A 16,795-nucleotide genomic window follows, 5' to 3' on the forward strand; every position below is an offset into this window, starting at 1 on the left:
GGCGATCCGGGACTACGTCGACGGCCACAACGCCGACGCCAAGCCGTTCGTCTGGACTGCCGACGCGGACCTGATCCTCCGTCGGGTCGAAGCCGTCTGCAACGAAACCTCCAACTCAGGACACTAGTCCGTGTCCGCTGCCGCGAGTCGTTCGGCGACGCCCCCAAACCGCATCCTGAACCTGGGTAACGGAAGCGCAGCGACTCCGCGGTCGTCGATCATCTCTTCGATGCGCAACAAACCCTCCCCGCAGACCACGACTGGCTTGAAGTCGCGAATGAAGATCACTTTGCCGGGCGTCCGGTTCTCGATCTTCACATCCTCCAGAGCCTCGGCCTTCAGCAGACGAACGACCTTCCCGTCCAGGACCGACGCCGCCCCCCGATACGGGAACCCGACCGCATCGACGAGCCGCCTGATGGTCGCGGCGGATGCCGACCAGTCAATGAAATAGTCGTCCTCGTCCCTCCAGAGACTATAAGTGACGCAGTCCTCTGATTGAGGCGAGGCGGCGAGGGGCTCTTCTCGATGGAGCGCGTCCGCAATCTCCAGACCGAGAGAGACGTAGTTCGCCTGTATCGCATCGATGGCCTCCGCAATCGTGATTGGGTACTCGATCGCCGTTTCCGATTGAGCGATAATGTCGCCCCGATCGTACTCGTCCGTCGCGAAGAGAGCCGTTACTCCGACCTTGACGTCTCCGTTTATGAGCGCCGTAACTAACGGATTAAAACCGCGATAGCGAGGCAGCAACGAATCGTGAAACACGACGAGACTCGAGGACTCGTTGCGAATGATCCACCGCCATGACACGGCCAGTGAATAGTCCGTGGCGATCGTATAAGAGTCTCGGCGATCGAGAAACGCGATCGCGTTCCTGCCGCAGAAATCGCGGATGTCCTCATAGCAATCTTCCGCCATGCCGCTGTCGCGGGAAGCAATGACCGCCGCGATCATTCCTGGATATTTCAGGTGGATCGCCGTGATCACGGCTCTGCCCTTTTTCGTCATGGCGAATACGGTGAGCTTTTTCATCGACGATTGCCTCTGTTCGCCAAACTGGCGTTTTTGTGACTGTCCGTCAGATCGCCCGTGACGCGATCTCCCACGTCGTCGGGTTCGGCAGAGTCGCCGTCGGCCGGTCTAACGACGCCGCGACCGCCCCTGTTTAGGACTTGGGTCGTTTAGGACGCTGCCGTCCGCCTCCCATCGAGGCGAGCGGCATCGTGCAGCGGTCTTTGTCGCCCCTGTTCTCCCGGACGATCCACTCGCCGCGGTCGAGGTCCATGTCCTTCACGCGCAACCGCGAGGCCTCGAGCGATCGCAGCCCGAGGCCGTACAGGAGTCGTTACAGGAGTAGGCCGACCGTCCGGATTGGGGTACGGTCTTCCGCCAGGACGCGGCGGGCCTCCACTCGCGTCAGCATGACAGGCAGCCGCTTCGTCAGGCTGGGAAGTCAGCGGCAGCGGGGCGGCAGGCATCAACTTGTTTCTCGGATCCGACAGTGGCGGCAAGTCGCCGCTCCGTCAAGCAGTGGCCTGTCAAATAGGTGCCCGCCTCTAAGTCCGTGACGCGGTGGAGCCGTCGCAGGAACTCCAAGCAGGTGCGGCCCCGCACGCCCAACTCCGCCCACTCAACACCGTGCGGCCTCGCCGGGACAGCACGTGTCGGGGGTCTGTCCCCCCAGCGGCAACCGGTTCACAGCTCATACCCCGGGATCTTCAACGCGAAGCGGTCGAGCGTGCGGCGCCGGCCGCCTTTCATGCCGGCCCGGCGGTCCGGCGGTCCGGCGGCGGGTCGTCCGGCGGAAGGCGGTCCGCGACGACGTCCGCGAACGAATCGGGCTGGCGACGTTGGGCCACGGCGGCTCCTCGACGGCCGTCTACGCCCTCTGTCGCGAGAAACCCTTGCCGCGGCTCCCCAACCGGTCTCAAGTCTATCTCGATCCACCCGTGCCGGAACCGGCGCCAGACCAGCCGGTCAACAACGAGCGCATTTACGGATACGAACTGAGGTACTCAGGCTTTTCTTGCGACGACCACCAAGCTGCTGCCGACGGAGATTCGTTTCTGTCGCTCAAGTTGCTCACGCTCTCTGGACAGCCCGCGACTGATAGACCTTCCAATCAACGAATCGGGAAGTTGATGCTCCTTCTCAGTCACGCTCCGGCTGGCCGTTCTGCGAATTCCAATAGCCGAGGGGATCGACCGCAACAGCAATATCGGCGCCACTAGCGGCCGAAAGAAATAGCTCGCGAACTCAATGGTGAATCCAGCGGCTTCCAGGACTTCGGAAGCGGACCGTAGTGAATAACGTCGGAAGTGGCCGGCGTGAACGTCTTCGAAGGACCAGAGCCAGTCCAACGCCGGCACCGTCATAAAGAACAGGCCCTCGGGCTGAAGGACTTCGTGGATCTGAGACAGAAACTCCTCCTGCGCGTCGATGTGCTCCACGACATCGAACGCTCCCGTCATTGCAACGGAGCGTGGTGAAATCGAAGAGCCCGCCAGGGTGCAGTTTAAAACGTTCCGAACTCCCCTTCGCAGCGCATTTTCGCATCCCTCGCGCCCCGGTTCAATCAGTGCGGCGCTGAAACCGAGTTCTTGGATCGCCTTCGACTGGAAGCCGTTGCCGCCGCCGACGTCCAGAAACCATCCAGCGTTTTCCGCCGGAGCGTACCGTTGGATCATCGCTCGGATCACGGCGTTTCGATGCTGAAACCAGAAGGAGGCGTCTTCGACCTGAAAGCAGTCGCTATTCCCGTCTTCGGGATACGAGACTTTCTCCGGCGATTCGCTCGACCAGATACCGTTGGCCAGCTTCAGCCGACCATTTGTAAGCGTCGAGACGTCCATACCGTAGGGAGGGTTTCTATTTCGCGACGACGAGGAGTCCTGCGATAATCAGCAGGGAACCGAGAATCGTAGACGACGAAATCTTTTCGTCGAAAAGCAACGCCGAGAACGCCAACACTAAAACGAGGGCGAGGCTCGTAGGAGGATAGGCTCGGCTAAGAGGAAGTTTCGTCATCGCCGCCATCCAGCAGAGAGCGGCTAGAAAGGCAGAAGCGAATCCGCAGAGAATCCAGGGATTTAGAAGCTGGCGCATCAAGAACAGCAGCTTAGCCACAGCGCCCTCAGGCAGCGTTGCCGAACCCATTTGCCACTTGATCAGCAGCTGCCCGATCACGGTGAAGGTGATTGTGAGACCCACGTACGCGTATCCAATCATCCGACGCATCGCTCCTCTGTGCGGTCGTCCGAGCGGTCGTCCGAGCGGTCGTCCGAGCGGTCGTCCGACAAGAGGATTTGACGGACCGTGAACTGCGGTTTTCTGTTCACGTTCAGGTGCAAGCGACCGAGATACTCGCCCATAATCCCCAGGCCGAATAGCTGCAACCCGCCGAGCACTAGAACCGCAACGATCGTCGACGCGTAGCCGGGAACTGACACTTTCGCCAGCAACGCAGCGAACGTGTACCAAGCGCCCAGGCTCAGGCCCAAGGCCGCAGAGGTGATGCCCACAAATGACACCAACTGCAGCGGCAACAACGAGAAGTTCGTGAACACGTTCATCGCCAAGCCGACGAGCTTGGAAAGGGTGTACCCAGACCGACCTTCCGCCCGATCGCGATGAGGTATCACGACCGCGCCGATTCGCGTCGTGTTCCAAGCCAGCAGGCCGTCCAAATAAGTGAAGTTCAAATCATAGCGAAGAACGCTCGACACCAACGGTCGACGCATTGCGCGGAACGAGGTGACCGTAATCGGCATCTTGAAAATCAGCCGGTAGAACCAGTTAACCAAGCTCGATCCCAGGTTTCTCCCCAGCGGGTGCTTTTTCGATGCGTAATTTCCGTAGACCAGGTCCAGCTCTTTATCGTTCAGTTCCTCGAGCATTCTAGGAATGCTCTCCGGATCCTGTTGCAGGTCGTCGTCAATGGTGACGACGACCTCGCCGTTGGTGTGGTGAAATCCGCACATGATCGCATTGTGCTGCCCGAAATTTCTTGACAGCTGAACAGCAACGACATTGGGCCGACGACTCGCCGTTTGGCGAATGACAGGCCACGAATCGGCGGAGCCGCAATCGTCGATCAGTACGACTTCGGGACGATCCCAGCCTCTTGCCTCTGCAGTCTGGTCCAAGCGTGAAATTAGCTCCGTCAAGCGGTCTCCCCGCCCATACACGGGGATCACGACGGATAGCGATGGCCTCTGACTCTGATTTGTCGACACGTTCACGATTCATTCCACGCGTGACGCGAACTCTCGGGTTTCCTCACCGAGAAGTCTAGGTTCCGGCATAAGTTGCAAGCATATTTTTCAGCCAGCCGACTTTTCAGTGGGGTCGCTCGGCGTCCTTGCCGGCGAGACCCGCAGTGATCGCTGTGGGTAAAGGCGCTCGCTAGTTCCTGCCGCAGGCACTCGTCGGAAACCAGAATCGGATCGATCGTCGCCGTCGTCCCGACTGCTCGGGCTGCCGCCGTTCCGACCGTTTCTGCAGTATGGTTTGCCGCAGTGAGCACGATGCCTGCGAACTCGCCCCGACAGCGAGCCGCCATCCAAGCTTTGTCCAGAGCAGAGCGCTGCCCAGGGCTGACGTTCGGATTGTTGCTCAGACGAGACATTGAGCCGGCCTGAAGGAAGAAACGGATCGGTCGCCGCGCGGAGCTTGCCAACTATTCAGCACGACTTGAGAACGGCTATTCAGGCGCCTGGCGACAGCATCTGTGAAGCCGCTTCTGAGCGCATCCTGGTCGCCTGTGCACTGCAGTTGTTCCTGCTTGGCTTCCTCCAACACGCGCGAATCTGAATCGAACGCCCAACACAGCAGCTCCATGCCGTTTTGTCGGGGAAGTGAGATGCACTTTCGCATTTCCCTGGTGCTGGAAGCGTTGAGTCGGCCGAAGCCCAGAACCTCTGGCTTCCCTGCGGGCGCCTCAACAAAAGAACTAGTCATCGCTCCCCCCGTCAGAAGAGTCGAGGAACGTGAGTACTTCTTCGGCGACGAGGGCTTGTTCCTCCCGAGAAATGTCGTGGAACAGCGGTAGACGCACTAAACGACTGCTAAGGTCCTCGGTGACTGGTAGGCTATGCTTATGCGAGAACTGCCGGCCCATCGGCGAGCAGTGGAGCGGAATATAATGGAAGACCGCGTCGATTCCCCTGTCTCGGCATCTCTGAATCAGAGCGTCTCGCTGACCGTTCGACGACGCGATCAAATAGAACATGTGAAAGTTGCAATCGCAATCCTCCGGAATCGTCGGAAGCGTAGCTTCGCCTGTCAGAGACGGCGACTGGAGAAGATCGCGGTATTCGCGGTAAACCTCGCCTCGTCGGTCGGTGATCGATTCCATCGCCTTGAGCTGTCCGTATAGAAACGCCGAGCATATTTCGCTCGGGACGAAGGACGACCCGACGTCGACCCAGGTGTATTTATCCACCTCGCCGCGGAAGAATTGTCGCCGGTTGGTCCCTTTGTCTCGGATGATCTCTGCGCGATCGTTGAATCTCGGGTTGTTAATGCAGAGAGCTCCTCCCTCGCCGCAGATGATGTTCTTGGTTTCGTGAAAGCTGTAACATCCTAAGTCGCCGATCGTTCCAAGGGCCCGCCCTTTGTAGAACGCGTTTACGCCCTGAGCGGCATCCTCGATCAAAATGAGATCGTGCTTCTTAGCGGTCGCAACGATCCGGTCCATCTCGCAGCCGACGCCAGCGTAGTGCACCACGCAGATTGCTTTGGTTTTGTCGGTGACTGCAGCCTCGATGAGGTTTTCATCGATATTCAGCGTGTCGGGACGGATGTCGACGAAGACAGGCGTTGCGCCCTCTCGCACAAAAGCAGAAGCGGTCGAGACGAACGTGTAGGAAGGCATGATGACCTCGTCGCCTTCCTCGAGTTCACAGAGGATGGCGGCCATCTCGAGTGACGCAGTACAGGAAGGCGTGAGCAAGACCTTCGGGATTCCGAACTTGTCTTCGAGCAGTCGGCAGCAGGCCTTCGTGTAGTATCCATCGCCCCCGAGGTTGCCGCGGGTGACCGCCTGTGCGACGTAGTAGAGCTCCTTCCCCGCAACGAATGGTTTGTTGAAGGGAATTTGAGTTTCGTTCATGACTGTCGATCAGGCCGGTTGCGGCGCCAGTTTCGTTAGATGTGCCGCAGGCTCAGTGTCTCGGATGCTCGACGAGCGATCGCAGATAGCGGGAGTATCCGTTGTTCGCGAGCCGCGGAAGCGTTTGCTCCAACGCCTGTCTCGTGATCCAACGGTTGTTGAGCGCAATTTCCTCCAGACATGCGACTTTGAATCCCTGATAGTGCTCGATGGTTTTCACGTACATGGACGCTTCCAACAGCGATTCATGCGTGCCGGTATCGAGCCAGGCGTAACCGCGTCCTAAAACCTGGACCGACAACTCCCCGCGTTCCAAGTAGATCTGATTCACAGACGTGATCTCGAGCTCGCCCCGAGCGGAGGGCTTGATTGATTTCGCGATCTCTACCACCTGGTTGTCGTAGAAGTAGAGGCCGGTAACCGCCAATGAGGATTTCGGTTCATGCGGTTTCTCCTCGATCGAGATTGCGCGGTTCCGCGCGTCCATTTCCACCACTCCGAATCGCCGCGGGTCAGCAACTTGGTAACCGAAGACCGTGGCGCCGAGCGTTTGGTCGGAAACGGCCTGCAGTTTCGGGGTGAGCCCTTGGCCGTAGAAGATGTTGTCGCCCAACACCAGTGTCACTGGCGAGTCGCCGATAAACTCTTCGCCGATCAGAAACGCCTGCGCCAAACCCTCGGGCTTGCGTTGTTCGGCATAGCTGAGTTCGACGCCGAAGCGACTGCCGTCTCCCAGGACTCTTCGATAAGCAGGCAGATCTTCCGGCGTGGAGATCAACAGGATCTCTCGGATGCCGGCGAGCATCAGGACGGAGAGCGGGTAATACACCATCGGCTTGTCGTAAACCGGCAGCAACTGCTTGCTGACGCCGAGCGTGACCGGATGCAGGCGGGTTCCCGAACCGCCGGCAAGGACGATCCCTCTTCGACTCATGATTTGCTCCCTGGATTGCTAAGCCCTAGTCGCTGGCCGCTATAGGCGCCTTCGCGAATCGGGCGCCACCACGCTTCGTTGGCAAGATACCAGTCGATTGTCTTCTCGACGCCGCTTTCGAACGTCTCGGCCGGTTCCCAGCCCAACTCTTCCTTAATTCGCGTTGCGTCGATCGCGTAACGCTTGTCGTGCCCCGGGCGGTCAGCGACGAACTCGATCAGGCCCTCATAGGCGCCGCTTGGATGGGGGCGGCGTTCGTCCAGAAGCCTGCAAAGGGTCCGGACGACTTCCAGATTCGTCCGCTCCATGTTGCCGCCGATGTTGTACGTTCGCCCCGGCTCGCCTTTTTCAATCACCTTCCACAATGCCTGCACGTGATCTTCAACGTACAGCCAGTCCCGAACGTTGTCGCCTTCGCCGTAAATCGGCAACGGCTTTCGGTCCATCGCGTTCAGGAGCACCAAAGGAATCAGCTTCTCCGGAAACTGAAACGGACCGTAGTTGTTCGAGCAGTTCGTGATCAGCGCCGGCAGTCCGTAGGTATGAAACCAAGACCGCACTAAGTGGTCACTGCTCGCCTTACTGGCGGAATAGGGACTACGGGGCTCATACGGCGTCGCCTCGACGAAACGCCCCTCCGGGCCCAAGCTGCCGAAGACCTCGTCGGTCGAGATGTGGTGAAAGCGGAAGCGTTCTTGACGGTCATCGCCTAGCTTTCGCCAGTACTCCAACGCGCACTGGAGCATCGAATAGGTCCCGACCACGTTGGTCTCAATGAACGCCGCGGGACCGTCAATGGAACGGTCGACGTGGCTTTCGGCAGCCAGATGCATCACCACCGTCGGCTGAAATTTCTCGAAGGCGGAGCCTATTGCCTCTTGATCGCAGACGTCCGCCCGCAGGAACTGGTAACGCGGGCTCGACTCGACCGAAGCGAGCGACCTCAAGCTCCCCGCATAGGTCAGCTTATCGACATTCAGAACGGCGACTTCAGCGCAGCCGAGGAGATAACGGACGAGGCCGGATCCAATGAATCCAGCCCCGCCGGTAATGAGGACGCGTCGCTCGTGCACGTTCGAGATCTCCTCATTCATTGCCGCGAAGCTTCGGCGTGGTCTTTAAATCGCGGCGGGAAGCTGCCCCGGAATCGATCTCGTAAACCCACAGACTCAAGACCTTGCCTGGATCGGCAGAAGGAATTGTTCCAAGGTACTCTAGTCCGATCTCTGCCGAGTTGTCAATCTTCAGCGAGGAGAGGACGTAATCCGCTCCCATCTCACTCAGGGCGTTTGTATCTATTGCCAGATCCTGGAACGTCGCCGGCGGATCTCCCGCCAGTCGGACGTCGTGAGGCCTGCAACTGCTCGCCCAAACGTAGCACCGATTGCCCCAGTTATCGAAATACTCCCTCAGCGCAGGCGATTTCTCAAGTTCGCCGGCGATCACGGATCTCATCTGATGTTTCCATTTCAGCGGATACAGCGCCCAATATCCGCCGACGGTGTTAAAGCCGTTAAGGTGGGCGACGGATGGATAGAATCCAATGCAGGCGATTTGGTAATCTTCTCTGGGGATTACGATTAACTCATCGACGCGGTCGAACGTAACACGCGACTCGTATTGCGAGTAGGTCATGATCCAGTCGTCAGATTGCGTCTCCCATCTTTCCGCGAAAAGCATCCCCATTTGGCAGAAAGCCAATCCAAAGGCGATTAGACGAGCGGACTTTCCCGTCGAAGCCAGATAGCTAAGGCTGGCGAAGAACATGGCGTACAACACGAACGGCAGAAAGATATACCATCGCCGGTATTGGAAGTTCTCGCCGGCGGGCAGCCAATTAAGCAGTTGGGCGTCATAGGCGATCCAAACTGTTGCAACGAAGCCGATCGTGGCTCCGGTCGAACCCAGACTGATCAGCCAAGACCGCGGCGGTTGCCTTGTCCGCAGCGAGATTGCGGCGACGATGCAGAGCACATACACCAGCGAATGACGTCGAACCAAGTCGGGGGCGAGAAACAGCGCAAGGGCGACGAAAAGCAGCGCGGCGATAAGCGGCAGTCGTTTCAGCGTTCCTAGCGTCGCGTTCACCGCCATGATCGAGGCCATCAGAACTGCAGCCCATACGAAAGGCCTCGGACTCGCTTCAGCATGATACTGACTGAACGCCGACTGCTTGAGAATCGACGCGATATCTAACGGGGCGGGGAGATATTCCGCTCGATGCCATTCGATCGCCTCGCTCCCGAAAGACGCTTCAACGAGGGGCCAGTTAACGACGGCGGAAACGCCCGCGAATAGGCCAAGGCCAGAGGCGAGCCAAGCGGGAAAGCGTCGGGAGTACAGCCAAACACCTAGCGCGAATGCCGCCATCACGGCAAACATGAAGGGCGTCCACGTCACGCTCGAACAGAGCGGAAACAGTGCCATCACAACCAGCATGAGCACGCGTTGCAGACGTCCCCGGCTCGGCTGGATCAGTACGATCGCCGCGAACGCCAACAGCGGGATTCCTGACGCCGCCAAGCCGAAAATCGGGAACCAGGGCAGCCATGAGAATCCGGCAGCGACCAAACAAGCGAGTTCTTCCTCGCACTTGAACGCCCGAACCAAGAATCCGAATAGACCGATAAAGGCAAGGCACCTGACTGCCGCTTCGACCAGCACGTAGCCTTCGAAGGCGTCCAGAAACCTGTGGACCTCGACGAGTAGAATAGGAAGTGCGGTGAACGCGGATTCGGGCAGGCCGCCCAGAATGAAGTCGGAGGAACCGTCCTTTGCGAGGCGGTAATGAATGGCGAGATTCGGTTCCACATTATCGTGGATCCGGACCTTGGCTTCCTTCCCGAGGACGGCGTAAGGCGACATGTAAAGGGCTGCCAGCAGCAACCCGCCTAGGACGCAGAGCTTCGTCCGACGCGTATTGCCAGACCGCAGGCCAGCTGAAGCAGTTTCAATGCGGGAAGCGGAGTTGTCGGAAGGATTAGACATTTATGGAATAACTCCGATCCGCACCGCTCTGCCGGGTCGGGTTGCGGAGCGCAACGTCTCGCCGACAGGCATTGGCGCCGAAGGCGTTTCCTCGTTCCGCGGCCATCGGCCCGGCTGGGCGAGCCGCCGAACTGGTGCCCCGAACCTTGCCCCTGACCGGTCGCGGACCGCTTTGCTTCAGGTAGCGGCGAACCTGCCGGCGTGCCGTCGACGTGGATTCACCGGGAGCGTTCGAGTCTTCACTGGTGCTTTCGGCGTAGGGCACGGCGGCGGGAAGCGTCGCAGAGACTGTTGATCGCCGAAAATCGGTCTGCCAGAAGGCGAACTGCCGTCTTTCGCGATCTCCGACATCCCGTCGCCGGCGCCCCACCAAGAGACCGCCCTGCAAGATGTGAGCCGCGGGCGATTGCTTCGGTAAGACTAAGCAATGGAAACCGGCCAAGGTCGTCCAGGCATTCCGCGTGGGGGCGTTCCTAAAATGATTCGCGAAGTCACGGCCGCGGAATATTCCAAGGTTTGCGGCCCTAAATGTACTCCGCCAAGGAGTGGCAATTAGGGAGCAGTGACGTGCCCAGGCTGCATCCATTAAGGAAGTGAGCGCGAACAGATTGTGCGTCTGCACGGTCGCTCGAATTCCGAGGCTCGCAAGAGCCAACAGGTTGAACAGACGAGCTATCGTTTCGCTAAAGACCCCCAACAGTGCTTGGTTATAGAAGCGTGTTCGAAGAGGGGGCGAAGAATCCCGGTTTCGGCGAACCTGATGCCTCTCCGCCGCCACGAGCTGTCCGACACGCAGTGGACGAGACTGGAACCGCGGTTGCCGACGCGTTCCCGGTTCGACCACGATGGCCGCATGTTCGTCAACGCCGTGCCGTACCCGGCGAGGACCGGAATCGCGTAGCGGGATAGGTCGGAGAGGCACGGTAACTGAAAGAGAATCTGGCGTCGATTCAGCCGGTGGAGCGAGGCCGGGGGAGCGGAGGAACCCGCCGGCGCCCTCGACCGGCCGGACCTGACCGAATTTCCGTTGGGTAGCGCCGATGCGGGCGCGCGAGCAAGCCGGCGGGGGGCAGCGGGGGCCGGCGACCAAACTGCACGCTGCGTCCGCCCGCTTCAGTAAGTCCACCGACCGGTTCCGGAGAAGACCGGCCACGACTGCTTTGGGCGGGAGGGGGAGTGGCAGGCGGAGTTGGACGAACTTTTCGCTGAGCCCGCGGCCCTCCCCTGAGCCGGGTGGATCGGCGATCAGCTTCTCCACCCGCACCAAGAACGCCCCAAGCAAGTCCCTCGGACTCTGAAACCACCACCGATTGGAGCGAACGATCAAAGGTCGCGATTCCCAGTCGTTCGGAGCTGCCTTGACCATCCGGAACGCCGGCGACTTGCCGAGACGCCGAAAACCGTCGATCGCGCTAACGCTCCTGTCCTCTCCATCGATCAGCGTGAGCGAATCGACGTGCACTCCGACGAACCGCGTCCGATCCCGACGAACATACTCCGGCCGCGCCGGCCGGTCCTCCGATGGCAAAGGAGACCTTGGGTTCAGGCCCCTGTCGTCTCGCTCCTTCGCCACAGCTCCGCCTCCTAGGATATGGGTCGTTTCAATTCGTCGCCGATCGGCTCCGGCGCTGCGGCCCCGGGGTGCTCAGCTCGCGTGTCGATCTCTAATGACCACTCTATTGCTTGGAGGAACGTCGCATCTTTATGGTGGCGCCAGCCATGTGAATAAAATCGGCCTTGCACCAGCGCTCGCGTCGCGACCGCCCATGCCGCAATGCGTTGCATTGCCGGACCCACAGTGGGTGGAAAGGCGGGACGCGCGACGGCGGGTGATTGGAACTCGCTCCCCCTTCGATTGCAAGGTACCCCGGCGGCGAGGGCTCCCATGCATCGGGGGGCGTTCGGACGTCGATTCGCGGAGATCCTCGCCGAAAGCGAAGGGGAAAGCCCGCCCCCCGGGGCGGGACCGCCGGATGCGCGTTCACGAATCAGTTCCCGACAGCATGCTGCCGAGGGCGGAGACCCGCTCCAGAAGCTCGTCGTGGTCGGGGGGCGAGTCCGGGCGCCCGTCGCCGCGGACGGCGGGGCCGTTCACGTCGCCGTTCGTGCGGTAGCCGTTCGCGTTTTGGGCGATGCGGGGGCGGGGCTTGGCGGAAACGTCCCTCGTGAGAGAAGCGGGTTGAGAAGTGCGGCCCTCACGGACCGCAAGGAGTGTCTCAGCGGCTCCTGGTGGAGCCGAGTTCGTGGGTTCATCAGCGGTCAGCCGCACCGCGTCTTTGGCCGGGGCCGGATGCCCGGCGAGGGTGGTGAAGACGATCGCCGTCTCGGGTCTGTCAGTGCCGACGGCATCGCAGCGCACCGGTTCCTCGGCGCCGTTCAGCACGATTGTGGGCGTCGGCGGCCTCGCAGGTGGCCCGGAGAGCGTCAGCGGAAGCTTGCCCGGGCGCCACTCGGGCACCTCTGGCGGCTCGAAATTGGCAGCCCGGCCCCGGTCCTTTCTTCTCCAGCGCATGGCGGACGCTGCGGGGCATGCTCTTTTCGCCCTGATTCGCGACCACCACCGAACCTCGGTCCGCTCCGGAAAGTTGCATGTCGCCGCTCTTGGCCGCACCGGCTTCGAACAGCAATTGGAAGGGCAGCGCCAGCGCGGCGGGGGGGCGGTCTCCAACGATCAGCAGGCTGGTCCCGCGACCGTCAGGGGTGACGGCCGTCAAACGGGTTCCGCCTTCCTGGGCGGCATCAACACGGACGCAGGGGCCGTCGTCGCGCGCCTTCAGCCCGAGTGTTTCTACGCCACGGTACGGAAGCCGTGCAGCGGCGGACCGGCACAGAGCCGATCCGCCGCTTCGGGGCTAAAAACGAGGGGACGCCGGACGCACAGCCCGGCGGCGTCAGCACGTTACGGGTGAGCCAGTCGGCCTCCGCGGTCAACGCGTCGCTCCGCAGCGGGAACGGCCCGAGGATTGGCCCGCCGCTGGGGGAGAGATCAGCGGTCCAGTCGCCGTCGGAATGCAGCTCCAAAATGGCTGGCGCGGGCCGATCAACTGCGTCGTGGCGGCTCCTGTGAGTGTGAAAAGAGAAGCGTCCCGACAAAGTGCCGAGGCGTGTGAAGAAAGGGGTGCGGCTGGGGCCGCGTTAGTTCAGCGGGAAATTCCCGCCCGGCAGTCGCTGCTTGTCAGCGGGTTGCCGATCGCGGTGCTTATATAAGTCGCCGACTTTTTTGTTCAGGCAGCGGCTGCCGGCCCACCGCCGCAGCTGGGGCAATTGCTCCCTTCCGCTCTCGCTGACCGGCACGACGTAAGAGGCGGCCTGATCCAGCGAGACGCCTGCAGGGCGCTCAGACGGCAACAGGATTCGATCTCCGCTCCGGTCCAGCCTTCGTCGTCCGCGACCAAGTCTTCGTCGTCGATCCCGTACTCTGCCCGGTATCTGTCCCAAATTTGGGGCCGCTCCTCGGCCGCCGGCCGGTCGAGGCAGAAGGCGGCGTCGAACCGCCCGCTGCGGGTGAGTTCCGCGGGCGACATGCTGGCGTCGTTGCTGGCGGCGACGGCAAACGCGCCCCGCGGGCGATCCGCCGGCCAGCTCAGCAGCGTGTCCAGCACCGGCAACTCGCCGGCTTCCGTGGCGACGCCTTTCACCAACGGTTCAATTCCTCCCGGCTGGGCAGCGGGTGGTCCAGCGCGGCGGAGTCAGGTTTCAACTCTGGCGGCAGGTCGCTGCTCGGCCGGATCAGCGCCGAGCAAGTGCGACGGGTTATAGTCGCGACCAGGGTGGCCCGGACTGCCGCGAGCAGATCGGCGGACTGAGAGAATCGGTGCAGGTACACCAACGCCACCAACGCCGGCGTCTCGCCGTCGCCCAATTGCGGCAGGGCCTTCACCGCGGCCAAGGGATCGGCGGGGCCCGCTTTGTCCCCCGTCGCCGTCCACGAGGCGAGGGTTCAGCTCTTCTCGCAGCAGGCGGCGGCGAGGTCGCGGACGACTTCCTCAGGTTCATGGGTGGCGACGAGTAAGCCCGGGAAGGCCATGGCGATCAACTCCCCAGACCGCTGCTTTAGCGGCGGCGGTCGCTCCTGTTCCGGGTCTTCTTCGGGTCGTCTTTCGTCTCTCCGTCCGGGGCGTTTGCCGGACGGTCGTAAAGCCATCAGCCTTTCCTGCGGAGAGCGATCGGGTTGGAAAAGAACTCAGCCGCAGGAATCAGGCCCGCAGCCGCTCCTGTTCGGCGACCTGCTCGGTCGCGTAATGCTCCGGAGTCAGGCATTCGCCGCTCCGGCTGCCGGGGGGGCACCTCGTAGGGCTGGCTGGCCGCTTGGCAGGCGGGGCCGGCAATGCCTTACGGAGTTGAATACCCAACCATCGAAACGGGCGACGCACCGGCGGATAAGGCCGTGAGGGCGTGGCGTAGAGGTTCGGGGGTGCTGGCGGCTTGTACGGCGGGCTGCTCGTTCTGATCACGCCGACCTGCGGCTCTGTGGACGGCGGGCGCCGAGGACTACGATCGCGTTGATTCCGTCTGCGGCGGTGACATTGCCCTCGGTGGCTATGGGAACGCCACGGCGGCTTGCGATGCGGACGGGCGACGTAGACGCCGGCGAGGACGAGGGCGGCGTTCATGAAGACCATCAGCAGCGCCGGCCGAACCGACGGCGGGGACTCGGGTATGCCTCCCTCCGAGTGCGGGAAGAAACTCGCGCCCGGCGGATACCGGGGCGGACTACCCGACAGTGACGCAGATCGGCAGCGTGTTTAACGGCGGCGAGGGGGGCGTAGACCGCCACGCAGGTTCAACCATCGTGGATATCGATCGTCACGGAGGCGAATCCCACGCGCATATCTGCCACGCTCGAATCGGCACCGAGCCCTTTCGCTTCCTTCGAGGCATATCGATCGATCCGCGGCGCGGTCGCGGAAAGCCGCACGGGTTTCGGCGGGACCGGGCGGTTCGGACCGAGATTCGCTTCGGTCCGGCCCCACCTACCGGGGCCGCCCCACCGCGGTCACGGGCCCCCCTAAGAAAACAGCCCCGCGGGCCGCTAAGCGGCCGGACGGGGCGGTGCGTGACGAGTGCCGGAGGTGGGACTCGAACCCACACTCGGGTTTCCCCGAAAAGGATTTTGAATCCTTCGCGTCTGCCATTCCGCCACTCCGGCAGGAGTGTGCCTCGCACCGCGGACACGGCGTCCGGGGGGCGAGGTTCGCCCACTCTAGTCCTTGCATCGTAGCTTTCCAGCCCGACGACCCCCGCGGCCCGCCTCCGCCGGCGTCGCTCGCGGCGGCGGAGCCCGATCCGCCCGGCGAGGTTGTCGGCGAGGGGGGACTTGGCCATGTTGCTCAAACGTTTGCACAAGGCCCGGCCGCTGGCGTCCGGGCCTTCGTTTCGCCTCGTCCCCGCTCGTCCCCGTTCGGTCCGCCCGTGTCCGCCTCGAACCTGACGGTCACGCTGGGGGACGTCGCGGCGGCGGCGGGGGTGAGCGTCTCCACCGCGTCGCGGGCGTTGAACGGCAATGCGAAGGCGTGCCGCATCAGCGCAACGACCGCGGACCGCGTCCGGGAGCACGCCCGGCGGCTGGGGTTCCGGCCGAACCTGCTGGCCCGGTCGCTGCAGTCGCGGCGGAGCGGGCTGCTGGGCGTCGTCGTGCCGGACGTGGCCAACCCGTTCTTCGCCGCCATCGCCAAGGAGGTGACGCGGGGGGCGGAGGAGGCCGGGCGAAGCGTGCTGCTGGCGGATAGCGGGGAGTGCAACGAACGCGAGGTCACGCTCGTCGCGGAGTTGCAGGCCCGGCGGGTGGAGGGGCTGGTGGTCTGCCCGGTCGGGGTGGACTCGACCCATCTGGAGGCTGCGAACGCCGCGGGGACGCCGGTCGTGGTGGTCGACCGCGGGTTTCGAGACGGATCGCTGCCCACCGTCACTTCGGATCACCGCGGCGGGGCGGAGCGGCTGATCGAACATCTGCTGGAATTGGGGCACCGCACGATCGGGATCGTGCAGGGACGGCCCGGGACGCTGCCGAACGACGACCGCCTGCGGGCCGCCCGCGACGCCCTCGCCGCCGTCGGGGTCTCGATCGACGACGTGCCGGTCGCGGGGAACGGGTTCACGGAGCGGTCCGGGTACGAGTCGGCCGCCCGGCTGCTGGCGGACCGGCCGGACGTGACGGCCCTGTTCGCGTTCAGCACGCCCAACGCCTTCGGGGCGCTGCGGGCCGCGGCGGAGGCGGGGCGATCCGTACCGAACGACTTGGCGTTGGTTTGCTTCGACGACGTGCCGCACGGGGAGTTCCTCCGCGTGCCGCTGACCGCCGTCGCTCAGGACGTGCGACGACTGGGACAGACGGCGGCGGAGGTGATGGCGGAGCGACTGGAGACCGGCCGCCCGCCCCGACGCCGGCGGTACACGGTGCCGGTGCGGTTCATCGCCCGCGCCTCCTCCGGCGGACCGCTCCCGGGGGCCGAGCCCAGAAGCAGGCGGCGTTCTTCGCGTGAGTCGCTCGCGGCGGGGGCGCCGCGATGAGCTTCGCCGCCCCCCGCGTCGTCGTCCTCGGTTCGTTGAACACGGACTTCGTCGTCCGCTGCGCCGCCCTGCCCGTCCCGGGGCAGACGGTCGCCGGCCGGTCGATCGCGGAGTTCGGCGGGGGAAAAGGGGCGAATCAGGCGGTCGCCGCGGCGCTGGCCGGCGGGAACGTGGCGATGATCGGAGCGGTGGGAGAGGACGCGGCGTCCGGGCGGCTGGTCGACGGGCTGGTCCGCCGGGGGGTGGAC

At 62.8% G+C, this 16,795-nt stretch carries 14 protein-coding genes and 1 tRNA gene; 2 read left to right on the forward strand and 13 right to left on the reverse strand.

All coding sequences use genetic code 11. The annotated features are described in order from the left end of the window. Positions 1–123: 123 nt before the first annotated feature. The 13 genes from LzC2_RS15085 to LzC2_RS15145 all read right to left on the reverse strand — a co-directional run bounded on the left by LzC2_RS15085 (position 124) and on the right by LzC2_RS15145 (position 15,186). Complete coding sequence (locus tag LzC2_RS15085) at positions 124–1,035, reverse strand: methionyl-tRNA formyltransferase (protein WP_171188463.1); 912 nt, start codon at positions 1,033–1,035, stop codon at positions 124–126. A 983-nt stretch (positions 1,036–2,018) separates the two neighbouring features. Further along, complete coding sequence (locus LzC2_RS15090) at positions 2,019–2,855, reverse strand: class I SAM-dependent methyltransferase (protein ID WP_171188465.1); 837 nt, start codon at positions 2,853–2,855, stop codon at positions 2,019–2,021. A gap of 16 nt (positions 2,856–2,871) precedes the next feature. Next, entirely contained in the window at positions 2,872–3,213 is a 342-nt protein-coding gene (locus LzC2_RS15095) for an EamA family transporter (RefSeq protein ID WP_315854688.1), read from the reverse strand. A 14-nt stretch (positions 3,214–3,227) separates the two neighbouring features. After that, entirely contained in the window at positions 3,228–4,244 is a 1,017-nt protein-coding gene (locus LzC2_RS15100) for a glycosyltransferase family 2 protein (protein WP_315854689.1), read from the reverse strand. Positions 4,245–4,954: 710 nt separating this feature from the next. Then, a complete protein-coding gene (rffA, locus tag LzC2_RS15105) occupies positions 4,955–6,115 on the reverse strand; it encodes a dTDP-4-amino-4,6-dideoxygalactose transaminase (protein ID WP_171188470.1) in 1,161 nt (386 codons plus the stop codon). 52 nt (positions 6,116–6,167) lie between these two features. Further along, positions 6,168–7,049, reverse strand: a complete 882-nt coding sequence (gene rfbA, locus LzC2_RS15110) for a glucose-1-phosphate thymidylyltransferase RfbA (protein WP_171188471.1) — start codon at positions 7,047–7,049, stop codon at positions 6,168–6,170. Next, positions 7,046–8,143 carry a dTDP-glucose 4,6-dehydratase gene (gene rfbB / locus LzC2_RS15115; RefSeq protein ID WP_171188473.1) on the reverse strand — a complete coding sequence of 366 codons (1,098 nt, stop codon included), beginning with the start codon at positions 8,141–8,143 and terminating at the stop codon, positions 7,046–7,048. The genes rfbA and rfbB overlap by 4 nt, the downstream gene beginning before the upstream one ends. After that, on the reverse strand, positions 8,136–10,037 hold the full coding sequence (locus LzC2_RS15120; protein WP_220401510.1) for a DUF6044 family protein: 1,902 nt from the start codon (positions 10,035–10,037) through the stop codon (positions 8,136–8,138). Before LzC2_RS15120 ends, rfbB begins: the two co-directional genes overlap by 8 nt. A gap of 1,981 nt (positions 10,038–12,018) precedes the next feature. Next, complete coding sequence (locus tag LzC2_RS15125; protein ID WP_171188477.1) at positions 12,019–12,420, reverse strand: hypothetical protein; 402 nt, start codon at positions 12,418–12,420, stop codon at positions 12,019–12,021. An 841-nt stretch (positions 12,421–13,261) separates the two neighbouring features. Beyond that, positions 13,262–13,675 carry an ATP-binding protein gene (locus LzC2_RS15130; protein ID WP_171188479.1) on the reverse strand — a complete coding sequence of 138 codons (414 nt, stop codon included), beginning with the start codon at positions 13,673–13,675 and terminating at the stop codon, positions 13,262–13,264. Next, a complete protein-coding gene (locus LzC2_RS15135; RefSeq protein ID WP_171188481.1) occupies positions 13,672–13,917 on the reverse strand; it encodes a hypothetical protein in 246 nt (81 codons plus the stop codon). The genes LzC2_RS15130 and LzC2_RS15135 overlap by 4 nt, the downstream gene beginning before the upstream one ends. A gap of 60 nt (positions 13,918–13,977) precedes the next feature. Then, positions 13,978–14,181, reverse strand: coding sequence for a hypothetical protein (locus LzC2_RS15140; RefSeq protein ID WP_171188482.1), 204 nt, complete (start codon positions 14,179–14,181; stop codon positions 13,978–13,980). Between the two features lie 920 nt (positions 14,182–15,101). Next, positions 15,102–15,186 (reverse strand) — tRNA-Leu (locus tag LzC2_RS15145). A gap of 263 nt (positions 15,187–15,449) precedes the next feature. Between LzC2_RS15145 and LzC2_RS15150 the strand changes: the two genes are divergently transcribed. Continuing rightward, positions 15,450–16,547 (forward strand): LacI family DNA-binding transcriptional regulator, encoded by a 1,098-nt coding sequence (locus tag LzC2_RS15150; protein ID WP_315854691.1) that lies wholly within the window; start codon positions 15,450–15,452, stop codon positions 16,545–16,547. Beyond that, positions 16,544–16,795: PfkB family carbohydrate kinase (locus tag LzC2_RS15155; RefSeq protein WP_246255032.1), on the forward strand; the 252-nt coding region annotated here is incomplete at its 3' end. The genes LzC2_RS15150 and LzC2_RS15155, both read left to right, overlap by 4 nt.

Source organism: Alienimonas chondri (assembly GCF_013036045.1).
GTDB lineage: Bacteria > Planctomycetota > Planctomycetia > Planctomycetales > Planctomycetaceae > Alienimonas > Alienimonas chondri.